We start from the raw sequence: 15,439 nt of genomic DNA, 5'->3' as shown, positions 1-15,439 counted from the left end.
GCCCGTCCGTGCGCCTACCCTTCAACGGGTGAACCAGTTGATGTCCCGCGAGTCCCAGACCGCCCAGCCCGCCGCGTCCGACCGGCCCGAGCTGCCCGGCACACTTCCGGACCACCTGCGTACCGAACTGATCGCCTTCCGCCGGGACTTGCACATGCACCCGGAGCTCGGACACCAGGAATTCCGCACCACCGCGGCGATCAAGGCCCGGCTGGAGAAAGCCGGCCTGCGACCACGGGTGCTGAAGTCCGGCACGGGCCTGATCTGTGACGTCGGCACCTGGGACGGGGGCCGGCCGATGCTGGCCCTGCGCGCGGACATCGACGCCCTGCCCATCCCGGATGCCAAGACGCACGTCTCGTACCGCTCGACCTTCCCGGACCGCGCCCACGCCTGCGGCCACGACGTGCACACCGCCGTCGTCCTCGGCGCCGGTCTGGTGCTCGCCGAGCTCGACCGGCAGGGGCTGCTGCCCCGCCCCGTACGGCTGCTCTTCCAGCCCGCCGAGGAGGTGCTGCCGGGCGGGGCCACCGACGCCATCGACTCCGGGGTGCTCGACGGCGTGGGCCGGATCGTCGCCGTGCACTGCGACCCCCGGGTCGACGCGGGGCGGATCGGGCTGCGGGCCGGCCCCATCACCTCGGCCTGCGACCGGCTGGAGGTCACCCTCTCCGGCTCCGGCGGACACACCGCGCGGCCGCACCTGACCACCGACCTGGTGACGGCCGCCGCCCGGGTCGCCCTCGACACCCCGGCCCTGCTGGCCCGCCGGATGGACGCCCGCTCGGGGATGTCGGTCACCTGGGGCCGGATCGAGGCGGGGCACGCCTGCAACGTCATCCCGATGCACGCCGAGCTGTCCGGAACCGTTCGGTGCCTGGACCTGAACGCCTGGCACGAGGCGCCCGACATGCTCTACGCGGCGATCGACGAGATCGCGACGATGCACGGGGCCAAGTTCGAGATCAACCACGTGCGCGGGGTGCCGCCGGTGGTCAACGATCCGGTGATCACCGAACTGCTGCGCGAGGCGATGACGGCCCGCTGCGGTACCGAGTCGGTCGAGGACACCGAGCAGAGCCTGGGCGGGGAGGACTTCTCCTGGTACCTGGAGCATGTCCCGGGTGCCATGGCCCGCCTGGGGGTCCGCGCTCCGGGGGACACCGCCAAGCGTGATCTGCACCGCGGTGACTTCGACGTGGACGAGGACGCGATCGCGGTCGGCGTGGAGTTCTTCACGGCCGCCGCCCTGCTCGACGGGCGTCGCGCCGTCTCCGCCCGGTAACGGCGGGGGCGAAGCTCCTTACAACATCGACGTTTCTCCTGTCGGGCGTGTCCGGCCCTTGGTACACAAGGGCTGGGCGCGTGAGGAGTCACCAATCGGTCACTGTCCGGTTCACGACGATCCGATAACGACTCATGAACGGGCCTTTAACTGACATCTACGCGCGTTACGATCGCCGCGAAACCAGCGCCGGTCGTGGCGCTTCGGTCAGGTTTTGAAGGAGCCTCCCCTTGCGCCGGATCACCAGGATCGCCACCGTGGGCATCGCGTCCGCGGCGCTGGCCCTCTCGGCCACCGCCTGTGGCGGTAAGAAGTCCTCTGACACCTCCTCCTCTCCCTCGGAGTCGGGTCAGAAGTCCGCTGCCATCGCGTACGACATCGGTGGCCGCGGCGACCAGTCGTTCAACGACGCCGCCTACGCCGGCCTGAAGAAGGCCGAAACCGACCTCAAGATCAAGGGCGCCGAGGCGGAGCCCACCGACGGCGAGGGCGAGGCCGACAAGGTCCAGCGCCTCACCGAGCTTGCCCGCAAGGGCAACAACCCGGTCATCGGCGTCGGTTTCGCCTACGCCCCGGCCATCAAGAAGGTCGCGCCGAAGTTCCCGGACACCACGTTCGCGATCATCGACGACACCTCGGTGACCGGCGCGAACATCGCCAACCTCGTCTTCAACGAGGAGCAGGGCTCCTACCTGGCCGGCGTCGCCGCCGCCAAGGTGTCGAAGACCGGCACGGTCGGCTTCATCGGCGGTGTCGAGGTTCCGCTGATCAAGAAGTTCGAGGCGGGCTTCACCCAGGGCGTCAAGGACACCAACCCGAACGCCAAGGTGCTCTCGCAGTACCTGACCCAGCCGCCGAACTTCGACGGTTTCGCCAAGCCCGACCTCGGCAAGGCCGCCGCGCAGGGTCAGATCGACGCGGGCGCGGACGTCGTCTACGCCGCCGCCGGTCTCGCGGGTTCCGGTGCCATCGAGGCCGCTTCGGCCAAGGGCAAGTGGGCCATCGGCGTCGACTCCGACCAGTACAACCAGGCCGGTCTGGCGAAGTACAAGGACTCCATCCTGACCTCGGTCACGAAGGACGTCGAGGACTCCGTCTTCAACGTGATCAAGTCGGTCCAGGACGGCAAGCCGACCACCGGTGAGATCCGCTACGGCCTGGACAAGGACGGCGTCGGCCTGGCCGACTCCAACCCGAAGTACAAGGCGATGACCGACGTCACCGCCGCGGTGGAGAAGGCCAAGGCCGACATCATCGCCAAGAAGATCGAGGTCAAGACCGCCCCGTAAGGCCGTCTTCGACAGGTAGTCCTGGTCTCCGGGGTCCGGGAAGCGGTCTCGATCGCTCCCGGGCCCCGAGCCACGTTCTGTGATCACTATTCTGTGACCAAGTGGCCCCGTGGCCGCGAGTTTTCACTTCCGACAGTGCTACGCGCGTAGAAGCATCGTGGACGCGATACTTTCACTCCCCGCCCTGTCCCCCCCTGCCTTCCGCTCCTTCCGCGCCAAGGAGAGTGCGTCATCAACGCGTCCAGCCCGCCCCCCGCCGTAGAACTGCACGGCATCACCAAGCGCTTCCCCGGCGTCGTCGCCAACAAGGACATCGCGATCACCGTCCGCAAGGGCACGGTCCATGCCCTGATCGGCGAGAACGGCGCCGGCAAGTCGACCCTGATGAAGATCCTCTACGGCATGCAGAAGCCGGACGAGGGGACCATCGCCATCGACGGGGAGCAGGTCTCCTTCAGCACCCCCGGCGACGCCATCGCCCTCGGCATCGGCATGGTGCACCAGCACTTCATGCTCGCCGACAACCTCACCGTCCTGGAGAACGTGGTTCTCGGCGGCGAGAAGCTCTACGGCATCGGCGCCAAGGCCCGTAAGAAGATCAGGGAGATCTCGGACGCGTACGGCCTCGGCGTGCGCCCCGACGCCCTGGTCGAGGACCTCGGTGTCGCCGACCGCCAGCGCGTGGAGATCCTCAAGGTCCTCTACCGCGGCGCACAGATCCTCATCCTCGACGAGCCGACCGCAGTGCTCGTGCCGCAGGAGGTGGACGCCCTCTTCGACAACCTGCGCGAGCTCAAGGCCGAAGGCCTGACCGTCATCTTCATCTCGCACAAGCTGGGCGAGGTGCTGAAGGTCGCCGACGACATCACCGTCATCCGGCGCGGCACCACGGTCGGCACCGCCGACCCGAAGACCGCCACCACCAAGCAGCTCGCCGAGCTGATGGTCGGTGCGGAACTGCCCTCGCCGGAGACCCGCGAGTCGACCGTGACGGACGTCCCGATGCTGAAGGTGGCGGGCCTGTCCCTCGCCGCGAGCGACGCCGTCGTCGCCGAGCCGGAGGTCATGGCACCCGCGGTCCCCACGGACTCCGCGATCCTGGAGCACGTCGCGGTCGGCCGCCTCCTGCTGGACGACATCAGCTTCACCATCCACAAGGGCGAGATCCTCGGCATCGCCGGTGTCGAGGGCAACGGCCAGACCGAGCTGATCGAAGCCCTGATGGGCATGGCCTCCGCCGACGCGGGCGTGATCACGCTGGACGGCAAGGACATCACCAAGACCTCGGTGCGCAAGCGCCGCGAGGGCGGCATCGGCTACATCCCCGAGGACCGGCACCGGCACGGCCTGCTGCTGGAGTCCCCGCTGTGGGAGAACCGCATCCTCGGCCACGTCACCGAGGCGCCCAACTCCAGGAAGGGCATCCTCGACCCGAAGACGGCCCGCAAGGACACCGAGCGGATCGTGCGCGAGTACGACGTCCGCACGCCCGGCATCGAGGTCACCGCGGCCTCGCTCTCCGGCGGCAACCAGCAGAAGCTGATCGTCGGCCGCGAGATGAGCCACAACCCGAAGTTCCTCATCGCCGCCCACCCCACCCGCGGTGTGGACGTCGGTGCGCAGGCGCAGATCTGGGACGCGATCCGCGAGGCCCGCCGCGAGGGTCTGGCCGTCCTGCTCATCTCCGCGGACCTGGACGAGCTCATCGGCCTGTCCGACACCCTGCGGGTGATCTACCGCGGCCGCCTGGTCGCGGACGCCGACCCCGCGACCGTCACCCCGGAGGAGCTCGGCACCGCCATGACGGGCGCCGCCTCCGGGCACCTGGAAGCCACCGACAACCACTCCGCCGCTGCCGACGGTGACACGACGGAGGACGAGGCCCGATGAAGAAATTCGACAAGGACCGGCTGCTCCTCGGCTTTGCCGGGCCCGTGCTGGCCCTGGTCAGCGCCTTCCTGCTGACCATGATCGTGCTGGCGGCGACGGGCATCGACCCGATCGAGCCGCTGCGCCTCATGGTGGAGAACGCCGGCTACGAGGACGTCCAGGTCCTCATCGTGAACCAGGCCGGTACGTACTACCTGGCGGCCCTGGCCGTGGCCATCGGCTTCCGGATGAACCTCTTCAACATCGGCGTCGACGGCCAGTACCGCCTCGCGGCGATGCTCTCCGCCGTGGTCGGTGCGGCCGTGGCCCTGCCGGGCCCGCTGCACCTGCTGCTGATCGTCCTCGTGGCGATGCTCGTCGGTGCCTTCTGGTCCGGTATCGCCGGTGTCCTCAAGGCCAAGCGGGGGGTGAGCGAGGTCGTCTCCACGATCATGCTGAACGCCATCGCGACCAGCCTGATCGCCTGGCTGATGCTGACGAAGAACCTCGGCGTCCAGATCGCGGGCTCCAACGACCTGACGACCGGCGACATCGCCGAGTCGGGCTGGTTCCCGGCCGTGTCCCTCGGCGACGGCATGGAGCTCTACGGCTTCACCTTCGTGGCCTTCGCCCTCGGCATCGTCTACTGGTTCGCGCTCAACCGGACCCGCTTCGGCTTCGACCTGCGCGCCACCGGTGCCAGCGAGTCCGCCGCCCAGGCCTCCGGCGTCGACGCCAAGAAGATGATCATCACCTCGATGCTCATCTCCGGTGCGGTCGCGGGTCTCGCCGGCATGCCGCAGCTGCTGGGCGAGACGCACACCTACAACCTGGCCTTCCCGGTCGGCGTCGGCTTCACCGGCATCACCATCGCGCTGCTCGGCCGCAACAGCCCGGTCGGCATGCTCTTCGCCGCGTTCCTGATGGCCTTCATCGACAAGGCCTCGGCCTCGCTCGACCAGGCCGGGTACGCGAAGGAGATCGGCACGATCATGAAGGGCCTGATCGTGATCGCGGTCGTCGTCTCGTACGAACTCGTCGGCCGCTACGGCATCCGGCGCCAGCAGCAGAAGGTCGGCGAGGAGCTCGCCGCCGGGCACGCCATCAAGACCGACAAGGAGGTCGCGGCGTGAGCACCAGCACTGTCTCCGCGACGGCTGCCGCCCCGAAGAAGTCCGGCGGTCGCAAGAAGCTCACCCTGCCCTGGATCATGCTGATCATCGCGGGCGGCCTCGCGCTGGTCTCGCTGGTCCGCCTGATCAGCGGCGCGAACGACCTGACCTCCGTCGGCCAGGTCTCCGGCGCCCTCTCGCTCGCCGTGCCGATCGGCCTCGCCGGCCTCGGCGGCCTGTGGGCCGAGCGCGCGGGCGTCGTCAACATCGGCCTTGAGGGCATGATGATCCTCGGCACTTGGTTCGGTGCCTGGGCCGGCTACCAGTGGGGCCCGTGGACCGGCGTGATGGCCGGCATCATCGGCGGCGCCATCGGCGGCCTGCTGCACGCGATCATCACGATCACCTTCAACGTCAACCACATCGTCTCCGGTGTGGCCGTCAACATCCTGGCGCTGGGCTTCACCCAGTACCTGTCGAACTTCACGTTCGCGGACGCGCCGGGCGGCTCCTCCAAGCAGTCGCCGCAGGTCGAACCGATCTACAAGATCACCATTCCAGGGCTGTCCGACTGGATGTCCGATCTCCAGGCCAAGCACTGGTTCTTCGTCTCGGACCTCGCCGGCGTCATCGGCGGCCTGGTCACCGAGCTGTCGCTGCTGACCGTCGTCGCCCTGCTGCTGATCCCGGCCACCTGGTGGGTGCTGTGGCGGACCACCTTCGGCCTGCGGCTGCGCTCCTGCGGTGAGAACCCGATCGCCGCCGAGTCGCTGGGCGTCAACGTCTACAAGTACAAGTACATCGCCGTGATCGTCTCGGGCGGCCTGGCCGGCCTCGGCGGCGCGTTCCTGTCGATCGTCGCCAGCCCGATCTACCAGGAGGGCCAGACCGGCGGCCGCGGTTACATCGGTCTCGCCGCGATGATCTTCGGTAACTGGATGCCGGGTGGCATGGCGCTGGGCGCGGGCCTGTTCGGCTTCATCGACAGCCTCAAGCTGCGCGGTGGCGCCACGAACGTCCACGCGATGCTGCTGCTGATCGCGATCGTGCTCGTGCTCGTCTGCGCCTGGCAGCTCTACAAGAAGAAGTACCTGCAGGCCGGCATCTCGGCGGCCTTCGCCGCGCTGCTGTTCGTCTGGTACGCGATGACCGACTCGGTGCCGAGCCAGTTCGTGGACGCGGCCCCGTACGTGACCACGCTGCTGGTGCTCGCGCTGTCCGCGCAGCGCCTGCGGATGCCGAAGGCGGACGGCATGCCGTACCGCAAGGGCCAGGGCAAGTGACCCCGGCCCACGCCGTGGACTGGGAAGCCCTGCGGACGGCCGCCCGGGACGCGATGTCCCGGGCGTACGCCCCGTACTCGGGCTTCCCGGTCGGGGCCGCCGCCCTCGTCGACGACGGCCGCACCATCGTCGGCTGCAACGTGGAGAACGCGAGCTACGGACTCAGCCTGTGCGCCGAGTGCGGCCTGGTGTCCTCACTCCAGGCCACGGGCGGTGGCCGCCTCACGCACTTCACGTGCGTCGACGGCCGGGGCGAGATCCTCGTGCCGTGCGGCCGCTGCCGCCAGCTGCTCTTCGAATTCGGCGGACCGGACCTGCTGGTGGAGACCCCGAAGGGGATCCTTCCGCTGGCGGAGATGCTGCCCCAGGCCTTCGGGCCCGATCACCTGAGATAGCCGTGCCGACGGCCCTTCGCCCCTTCCGGGCGGAGGGCCGTCGTACTTCCGCAAACACCTCTCTCTATGCGCGTAGAAGGAAGCACCACATGGACGTCATCTCCGTCATCCGGACCAAGCGGGACCGCGGTGAGCTGAGCCCCGAGCAGATCGACTGGGTCATCGACGCGTACACGCGCGGTGTCGTCGCCGACGAGCAGATGTCGGCGCTGGCGATGGCCATCCTGCTGAACGGCATGAACCGCACCGAGATCGCCCGCTGGACCGCGGCGATGATCGCCTCCGGCGAGCGGATGAACTTCGACTCCCTCTCCCGCCCCACCGCCGACAAGCACTCCACCGGCGGCGTGGGCGACAAGATCACCCTGCCCCTGGCCCCGCTCGTCGCCGCCTGCGGCGCGGCCGTCCCGCAGCTCTCCGGCCGCGGTCTCGGCCACACCGGCGGCACCCTCGACAAGCTGGAGTCCATCCCCGGCTGGCGCGCGCTGCTGTCCAACGAGGAGATGCTGCACGTCCTCGACACCACGGGCGCCGTCATCTGCGCGGCCGGCGACGGCCTGGCCCCGGCGGACAAGAAGCTCTACGCGCTGCGCGACGTCACCGGCACTGTCGAGGCCATCCCGCTGATCGCCTCCTCGATCATGTCCAAGAAGATCGCCGAGGGCACCGGCTCGCTCGTCCTGGACGTGAAGGTCGGCACCGGCGCCTTCATGAAGAACCTCGCGGACGCGCAGGAGCTGGCCCACACGATGGTCGGCCTGGGCACGGACAGCGGCGTCAAGACCGTCGCCCTGCTCACCGACATGTCCACCCCGCTCGGTCTGACCGCCGGCAATGCCCTCGAAGTCCGCGAGTCGGTCGAGGTCCTGGCCGGCGGCGGCCCCGCCGACGTGGTCGAGCTGACCATCGCCCTGGCCAAGGAGATGCTGGAGGCGGCGGGCATCAAGGACGCCGACCCGGCGAAGGCCCTCGCCGACGGCTCCGCGATGGACCACTGGCGCCGGATGATCGCGGCCCAGGGCGGCGACCCGGACGCGACCCTGCCGGTGGCCCGTGAGCAGCACGTGGTCACCGCCCCGGCCTCGGGCGTCCTGACCCGCCTGGACGCGTACGGGGTCGGCGTCGCCGCCTGGCGCCTCGGCGCCGGCCGCGCCCGCAAGGAGGACCCGGTGCAGGCCGGCGCGGGCGTCGAGCTGCACGCGAAGCCGGGCGACACCGTCACCGCCGGCCAGCCGCTGATGACCCTGCACACGGACACCCCGGAGAAGTTCGCGTACGCCCTGTCCGCGCTGGAGGGCACGTACGACGTCTCCCCGGCCGGCACGGTCTTCTCCGCCACGCCGATCATCCTGGACCGCATCGCCTGACCTGTACTCACTCGTGCGGCTGAACGGGATCGGTGGACGCCCACCGGTCCCGTTCGTCATGCTGGGATCGGTGACGAACCGATTGAGGAGCACACCATGAGCGCACTCACCGTCCAGCAGGAGCCGGCAAACGGCGACGGCTGGGAGGGCCTCGTCCGTTTCTGGGAGGAGACGGACGCGCCGGAGGGCTGCAAGGTGGAGATCATCGAGGGGATCGTCACCGTGGCACCACCGCCCGTCAACCACCACAACTACATCGCTGAACTGGTTCAGGAACGCTTGTACGAGGCCAAGCCTGACGACTGCGGGGTGTACCAGACCCTCAATGTGGCCGTCCCGTCCCGTGAGGGGCTTTTCATTCCGGACGTGGCGGTCGTGCCCCGCGATGTGGTGCAGTGCGAGGGCAACTACGTTCCCGCGTCCGCTGCCGAACTCGTCGTCGAGGTCACCTCGAAGGCGAACGCCAACCACGACCGCGTCACAAAGCTCAAGGCCTATGCCGTCGCAGGCGTGCCCCTGTACCTGCTCATCGACGCGCACGTCTCCGGCGCCCCCACGATCCATCTGTACGGCGAGCCCCAGAACGGCATGTACCGGGTGTTGTGGGTGGGTAAGTTCGGCGAGACGGTCACCCTTCCCGCGCCCTTCGAACTCGCGCTCGACACCTCCGCCTTCCCCACCCCCTGATCTGGGAACCGCGGCCGGGCGTCCAGACTCCGCACTTTGCCGTCGCCCCCGATGAGTTCGGGCGGGCCGGGCAGTCATCCCCTTGTGGAGATCAGACGAATCGTGCTGCCCGTACCCGGCCCGACCCGGCGGGATGCCGCGCGGCTGTGCGCGCGCCTGGCCCGGTTGTACGAGGGCGGAGCGACGGCGGTGGAGTGCGATGTCGGGGCCGTCACCGCGCCGGACCTGGCCGCCGTGGAGGTGTTGGCCCGGTTGCGGCTGACCGCCCGAGGCCACGGCGGGGGTTTCACCGTGACCGGCGCCGGCCCGGCCCTACGCGCCCTGCTGGACCTCGTAGGACTCGTCGAGCTGCTCGGGGAGGCCGAAGAGCGGGAACCAGCGGGCGGTGTCCAGGAAGGCGTTGAGCCCGACGATCCTGCCGTCTGAGATCTCCAGCACCTGGAGCGCCCACGGGGTGTGGCCCTTCCCGTCGGCCGCCGGCCGGTACTGCCCGAAGGCGGGCAGGCCGTTCGCCGTCGTCGGGACCAGCCGCGAGCCCTTGCAGCCGATGCCCTGGTTCAGGTGCCAGGCCGCGATGTCCTCGTGGCCGCGCAGCCACAGGTCGAACGGCGGCATCGACAGTACCGCGTCCTCGTGCAGCAGCGTGGTGAGCCGCGTGATGTCGTACGCCTCGAAGGCGGACAGGTACCGCTCCAGCAGCTTCGCCTGGGCCGGGTCGAGCGGGTCCGCCGGATCGCTGTCGCGGATGCCCTGCGCGGCCAGGGTGGCCCGGGCCCGCTGCAGGGCGCTGTTCACGGAGGCCACCGTGGTCTCCAGCAGCCGGGCGACCTCGTCGGCCTTCCAGGCCAGCACCTCGCGCAGGATCAGCACCGCCCGCTGCTTCGCCGGCAGGTGCTGCAGCGCCGCGACGAAGGCCAGCCGTACGGACTCCTTGGCGAGGGCCATCTCGGCCGGATCGGCGGTCTGCGGCAGGACCCGGCCGTCCGGGACCGGCTCCAGCCAGGTCACCTCGGGCCGCTCGTTGAGCACGGCGGAGGCCTGGTGCTGCGGGGCGGTCAGGTCCATGGGGCGGGCCCGCTTGTTCCCCGCGTTCAGCAGGTCCAGGCAGACGTTGGTGGCGATCCGGTACAGCCACGACCGCAGCGAGGAGCGGCCCTCGAACTTCTCGTAGGACCGCCAGGCGCGGACGTACGTGTCCTGCACGGCGTCCTCGGCGTCGAAGGAGGAGCCGAGCATCCGGTAGCAGTAGCCGGTGAGCTCGACCCGGTACCGGTCCATCGCCGCGTCGAGGTCCGTACTGATGGCGAGGTCGCTCATGTCCGTTCATCCCCCTGCTGGTTCGGCTACTCCGAACCTATCGGAGGCCTCTGACAACGGCAGCCGGAAACGCTCGGCCGCCGCCGACGACACAGTTCTCTTGATGTCAAGTATCTTGACGTCAAGATTGAAGTGCGGCAGGCTTCCGCATGTATCTCGACGTCGAGATACATGGACGGCGGATGCGGGGGACCGGGATGCGGCGGGGCGGGGAGATCCGGAAGGCACGGCGGGGGGAGGCCGGGCTGCTGGCGCAGTTGCGCCGGCCGCCGGGCGGCCGGGACGCGCGGATCATGCTGCTCGCCCAGCTGCTGGACCGCGCGGGCACGGGCGTGTGGGCCGCGTCCTCCGTCCTCTACTTCACCTTCGTCGTCGGCCTCGACGCCGGACGGCTCGGCCTGCTGCTGGGCGCGGCCGGAGTGGCGGGCATCGCCGGCTCGCCGCTGGCCGGCCACCTCGCCGACCGATTCCCGCTCCGCGCCCTGCTGATCGGCTGCCACCTGATCCGCCTCGCGACCCTCTGCGCGCTGCTGGTCGTCACCGACTTCACGGTGCTGCTGCCCGTCTTCGCCGTCACGCACCTGGGGGACCGCGGGGCCAAGACGCTGGAGATGCTCTTCGCCACCCGGGTCGCGGGCGAGCGGCGCGCCACCTACCAGGCGCTGTCGCGCAGTTCGGCCAACGCCGGCTACGCCCTCGGCGCCGGCCTCGCCGCCATCGGCCTCGCCGTCGGCACCCGGGGTGCCTACCACGTGCTGATCCTGGCCAACGCGCTGTCGTTCCTCGTGGCCGCGCTCCTCGTGTGGCGCACCCGCGAGCCGCGCGGCCGCGGACTCGTGGCCGCGCCCGCCGGCGGCGCCGCGCCGGACAAGGCCGCCGACGCGACCGCGTCCGGGCCCGCGCCGAGCGCCTGGCGGGACCGCGGCTACCTGCGGTTCGTCCTGCTCGACATCCCGATGAACCTGGACGACTCGATCCTCGGCGTCGGCCTGCCCCTGTGGCTGGTGGGCCACACCACGGCGCCGCACGCCCTGATCCCCGCCTTCCTGGTCGTCAACACCGTGCTCGTCGTCGTCCTGCAACTGCGCGTCTCGGCGCGGTTCAAGGGCGCCCACGCCGCGACGCGCGCGGTCGCCCTGTACGGGGTGACGACGCTCGCGTGCTGCGTCCTGCCGGCCGCGGCGGCCGGCGGGGGGATGTGGACCGCCTCGGCGGCCCTGCTCGCCGCGGCGGTGCTGGCCACCGCGGCGGAGCTGATGCGCTCGGTGAGCTCCTGGGAGCTGGCGGTCTCCCTGGCGCCCCCGCAGGCGCGGGCCTCGTACCTCGGCGTGGCCGGCATGGCCCAGTCCGTCCAGAAGTCCGCCGGACCGCTGCTGCTCACCGGCGCGGTGATGACGGCGGGCCCCGCGGGATGGCTGGTCCTCGGGGTGGCCGTGGCGGGCCTGTCCCTCCTGCAACGGCGGTCCGGCCTGCGGCGGTTGGAGGAGCTGCGGGCGGCGGCCGAGCGCGCCGCGGCGGAGCCCGCCCCGGTGCGGTGAGGGCTCAGGTGCCGGGCTTGCGGCCGTACACGTAGACGTCCTCGCCCTTCCCCAGCAGGTTCCAGTACGCCTTGGCGTCGGCGAGCCGCATGTTCACGCAGCCACCCGAACCGGGCGGGTTCCACATGCTCTTGGTCGTCGAGTGGAAGGCGATGCCGCCGTCGAAGAACTGCGCGTACGGCATCGAGACGTTGTAGAGCGTCGACCAGTGGTCGACGCTGCGGTAATAGATCTTCTTCGGGCCGGTCCGGGTCTCCGTGCCGTCCTTGCCGGTACGGACCGGGACGGGCCCGTACTTCAGCGCCGCGCCGTCCTGGACCCAGCTCAGCTGCCGCGTCAGGTCGACGCAGGCGATCCGCCCCCGGTTCACCGGGCAGTCGCCCGCCCTGTTCGGGGTGCTCCCCGCCGCCCGCTGGGCCAGCATCGTGCTCATCGTCTGCCAGGTCAGCGGTCCGGCGTACCCCTGGGTCGGGGTGATCCCGTGGGCCGCCTGGAACGACCTGACCGCCGTGCAGTCCGCCGCGGACTGCTTCCCGTCGACGGGCCGTCCCAGGAACTGCTCCACCTGCCGCTGGTACGGCCCGGTCGTGAGATTGCAGGAGGCGGCCGCCCGCGCCGTCCCGCCTCCCGCGACCACCAGCGGCAGCGCCAGTGCCACCGCCCCGCCCAGTACCGCCGCCCGCCGCTTCACGCGCACGCGTGTCGTCAGCGTCCCCATCCGGTCCTCCCCAGTTCGCACAGCTTCCGTTCACCGTGTTGAATGCCCGGAAAACATGCGGGGGTTGCCCCGTGCGAGAGCGTAGATTTCGTCAGCGCGCGGCCATGGCCGACGCCGGCACGCGGCGCTGCGCGCGGGCCGCGTGCGACCCGTACAGGGTGATGGACACGACGCCCAGCACCGCCAGCAGCGCGATCCCGACCGTGGCCGCCCACCCGGCACCGTGATAGGCGAGGGCGCCCAGGGTGCCGCCGGCGCTGGAGCCGAGGTAGTACGCCGACTGGTAGAGCGCGGAGGCCTGCGCCCGGCCCGTCTTCGCCGTCCGGCTCACCGCGGCCGAGGCCACCGCGTGCCCGGCGAAGAAGCCCGCCGTGATCAGGACCAGCCCGACCAGGACCGCCGCCAGCGACTCGGCCAGCGACAGCAGCAGCCCCAGCGCCGTGGTCGTCACGGCCAGGTACAGCGCGCCGCGCCGCCCCGCACGCGCCACCAGCTTGCCGGCGGCGGCCGAGGAGACCGTACCCACCAGGTAGATCAGGAAGATCGACCCGATCACGCCCTGCCCGAGCGAGAACGGCTCGTCCACCAGGCGGTAGCCGATGACCGTGTAGACCGCCCCGAACACCGTCATGAACAGCGCGCCGATCCCGTACAGCCGCAGCAGCAGCGGATCCCGCAGGTGACCGACGACGGTACGGCCCACCGCGCGCGGGTTCAGCGACGCCGGGCGGAAGAACCGCGCCCGGGGCAGCAGCACCAGGAACGCCACCGCGCAGACCAGCGACATCAGCGCGACCGCTCCCAGCCCCGCCCGCCAGCCCCACAGCTGCGCCGCCCAGCCGGTGACGAGACGACCGCTCATCCCACCGATGGAGTTCCCGGCCACGAACAGACCGATCGCGCCCACCAGGGCCTTCGGCCTGACCTCCTCCGCCAGGTAGGCCATCGCGGAGGCCGGGATCCCGGCGATCGCCGCGCCCTGGACGGCGCGCAGCACCACCAGCCACTCCAGGCTCGGCGCGAACGGCACCAGCAGGCCCACGCCCACGGCCACCACCATCGACCAGGTCATCATCCGGGTGCGGCCGAACCGCTCCGACAGCGCGCTCAGCGGCAGGACGAACAGCGCGAGCGCGCCGGTGGCCGCGGACACCGTCCAGCTGGCCTGACCCGCGGTCACCCCGAAGCCGGCGGAGATCGCGGGCAACAGCGCCTGAGTGGAGTAGAGGAGGGCGAACGTCGCCAGACCGGCGGCGAAGAGCGCGAGGCTCATCCGGCGGTAGCCGGGGCGGCCGGGAGCACGGGGCTCGGGGGCGCGGAGCTCGGGAGCGCTGAGCTCGGGGGCGTCGGGCTGCGGAAACGACGGGGTGGAGGCACCCGGGATGACGGGTGCCCCGGTATGAACGGGAGGCATGGATCGAAGGTAGGCCGGTGTTTTTGATGCGTCCAATGCACAGAATCGCGATAATCGATCCACTCCTGCATCACCACAGCTCAGGGCGGCGTCTGTCTATGAACCGTTACGAAGAAGACATGGCAGTGACACGTCTGCTGGCCCCTCGCCTGGCTTACTTCGCCGCCGTCGCCCGGCACGAGCACGTCACCCGCGCCGCGCACGAACTGGGCGTACCGCAGTCCACCCTGTCGCGGGCCATGGTCCGCCTCGAACAGGACCTGGGCGTCACGCTGTTCGCCCGCAAGGGCCGCAACGTCGCCCTCACCACGGCGGGCCGCACCTTCCTGGCCTCCGCCGAACAGGCCCTCGACGGCATCGCCCGCGCCGCCGAATCCGTCCAGCAGGACGCCGACCCGGCCCTGGGCAAGGTCGCCTTCGGCTTCCTCCACACCCTCGGCTCCGAGACCGTACCCGGCCTGATCCGGGCCTTCCGGGCCGACCACCCGCGCGTGCGCTTCTCCCTCGTCCAGAACTACGGCGAGGCCATGCTGGAGAAGCTCCGGGCCGGCGAACTCGACCTCTGCCTCACCTCCCCCCTGCCCGACGCCCCCGACCTCGTCGCCCGACGCCTCGACGAACAGCGGCTGCGCCTGGTCGTCCCCGAGGACCACCGACTCGCCGTCCGCAAGCGCATCCGCCTCGCCGAGGCCGCGGAGGAAACCTTCGTCACCCTCGAACCCGGCTACGGCCTGCGCCGCATCACCGACGACCTGTGCGCCGAGGCCGGCTTCACCCCGCGCGTCGCCTTCGAGGGCGAGGAGGCCGAGACCCTGCGCGGCCTGGTCGCCGCCGGCCTCGGCGTGGCCCTCCTGCCGCCCCCCGCCGTGGCCCGCCCCGGAGTGGTCGAACTGACCGTCACCGCCCCGCGCGCCGTCCGCGAGATCGGCCTCGCCTGGCTGGACGGCCACCCCGACACCCCGCCCGTGGCCGAGTTCAAGCGCTTCCTGCTATCCCGCCGGGGCCGCCTGATCCCCGAACTGGAGCCGCCCGCCGCGTGACGGGCCCCGCCCGCGCCAACGAGGAGTTGGGCCTGCCCGGCACCCCCACCGCATCCTCGGCTGGGCCCGCCGGCTGAACACGCCGGCCCCCACCGCCTCCGGCGGCACCGACCCGGGCCTCACCG

The 15,439-nt window shown here is 70.8% G+C and carries 14 protein-coding genes; 11 read left to right on the top strand and 3 right to left on the bottom strand.

Annotated features, from left to right (window positions below):
- Positions 1–40 precede the first annotated feature (40 nt).
- The 9 genes from ACZ4VT_RS29255 (at position 41) to ACZ4VT_RS29215 (ending at position 9,713) form a co-directional block, all read left to right on the top strand.
- Positions 41–1,285 (top strand): amidohydrolase, encoded by a 1,245-nt coding sequence (locus ACZ4VT_RS29255; RefSeq protein WP_467954177.1) that lies wholly within the window; start codon positions 41–43, stop codon positions 1,283–1,285.
- A gap of 230 nt (positions 1,286–1,515) precedes the next feature.
- Positions 1,516–2,574, top strand: a complete 1,059-nt coding sequence (locus ACZ4VT_RS29250) for a BMP family lipoprotein (protein ID WP_467954099.1) — start codon at positions 1,516–1,518, stop codon at positions 2,572–2,574.
- 231 nt (positions 2,575–2,805) lie between these two features.
- Entirely contained in the window at positions 2,806–4,464 is a 1,659-nt protein-coding gene (locus ACZ4VT_RS29245) for an ABC transporter ATP-binding protein (RefSeq protein WP_467954175.1), read from the top strand.
- A complete protein-coding gene (locus ACZ4VT_RS29240; protein WP_467954097.1) occupies positions 4,461–5,576 on the top strand; it encodes an ABC transporter permease in 1,116 nt (371 codons plus the stop codon). Before ACZ4VT_RS29245 ends, ACZ4VT_RS29240 begins: the two co-directional genes overlap by 4 nt.
- Positions 5,573–6,838 (top strand): ABC transporter permease, encoded by a 1,266-nt coding sequence (locus ACZ4VT_RS29235; protein ID WP_362800456.1) that lies wholly within the window; start codon positions 5,573–5,575, stop codon positions 6,836–6,838. Before ACZ4VT_RS29240 ends, ACZ4VT_RS29235 begins: the two co-directional genes overlap by 4 nt.
- Positions 6,835–7,233 (top strand): cytidine deaminase, encoded by a 399-nt coding sequence (locus ACZ4VT_RS29230; protein ID WP_467954095.1) that lies wholly within the window; start codon positions 6,835–6,837, stop codon positions 7,231–7,233. The genes ACZ4VT_RS29235 and ACZ4VT_RS29230 overlap by 4 nt, the downstream gene beginning before the upstream one ends.
- Positions 7,234–7,322: 89 nt before the next feature.
- Entirely contained in the window at positions 7,323–8,600 is a 1,278-nt protein-coding gene (locus tag ACZ4VT_RS29225; protein ID WP_467954093.1) for a thymidine phosphorylase, read from the top strand.
- A gap of 96 nt (positions 8,601–8,696) precedes the next feature.
- On the top strand, positions 8,697–9,287 hold the full coding sequence (locus ACZ4VT_RS29220) for a Uma2 family endonuclease (RefSeq protein WP_467954091.1): 591 nt from the start codon (positions 8,697–8,699) through the stop codon (positions 9,285–9,287).
- Between the two features lie 51 nt (positions 9,288–9,338).
- The gene (locus ACZ4VT_RS29215) at positions 9,339–9,713 is read left to right on the top strand and encodes an STAS domain-containing protein (protein ID WP_467954089.1); all 375 of its coding nucleotides are present in this window, start codon (positions 9,339–9,341) and stop codon (positions 9,711–9,713) included.
- On the opposite strand, the gene ACZ4VT_RS29210 is transcribed toward ACZ4VT_RS29215, so the two are convergent.
- The gene (locus ACZ4VT_RS29210; protein WP_467954087.1) at positions 9,600–10,604 is read right to left on the bottom strand and encodes a sigma-70 family RNA polymerase sigma factor; all 1,005 of its coding nucleotides are present in this window, start codon (positions 10,602–10,604) and stop codon (positions 9,600–9,602) included. The genes ACZ4VT_RS29215 and ACZ4VT_RS29210 overlap by 114 nt on opposite strands.
- A 149-nt stretch (positions 10,605–10,753) precedes the next feature.
- Between ACZ4VT_RS29210 and ACZ4VT_RS29205 the strand changes: the two genes are divergently transcribed.
- Positions 10,754–12,142 carry an MFS transporter gene (locus ACZ4VT_RS29205; protein ID WP_467954086.1) on the top strand — a complete coding sequence of 463 codons (1,389 nt, stop codon included), beginning with the start codon at positions 10,754–10,756 and terminating at the stop codon, positions 12,140–12,142.
- Between the two features lie 4 nt (positions 12,143–12,146).
- Here the strand turns inward: ACZ4VT_RS29205 and ACZ4VT_RS29200 are convergent, their stop codons facing one another.
- Complete coding sequence (locus ACZ4VT_RS29200; protein ID WP_467954085.1) at positions 12,147–12,860, bottom strand: L,D-transpeptidase family protein; 714 nt, start codon at positions 12,858–12,860, stop codon at positions 12,147–12,149.
- 91 nt (positions 12,861–12,951) lie between these two features.
- Positions 12,952–14,274 (bottom strand): MFS transporter, encoded by a 1,323-nt coding sequence (locus ACZ4VT_RS29195; protein ID WP_467954084.1) that lies wholly within the window; start codon positions 14,272–14,274, stop codon positions 12,952–12,954.
- Between the two features lie 98 nt (positions 14,275–14,372).
- Here ACZ4VT_RS29195 and ACZ4VT_RS29190 point away from each other — a divergent pair, with 98 nt between their 5' ends.
- Positions 14,373–15,314, top strand: a complete 942-nt coding sequence (locus ACZ4VT_RS29190; RefSeq protein WP_037805817.1) for a LysR family transcriptional regulator — start codon at positions 14,373–14,375, stop codon at positions 15,312–15,314.
- Positions 15,315–15,439 lie beyond the last annotated feature (125 nt).

It is taken from the genome of Streptomyces sp. NPDC029164, assembly GCF_055563995.1.
The sequence above is the reverse complement of the archived record's forward strand: the minus strand, read 5'-3'. Positions and strand labels throughout refer to the sequence as shown.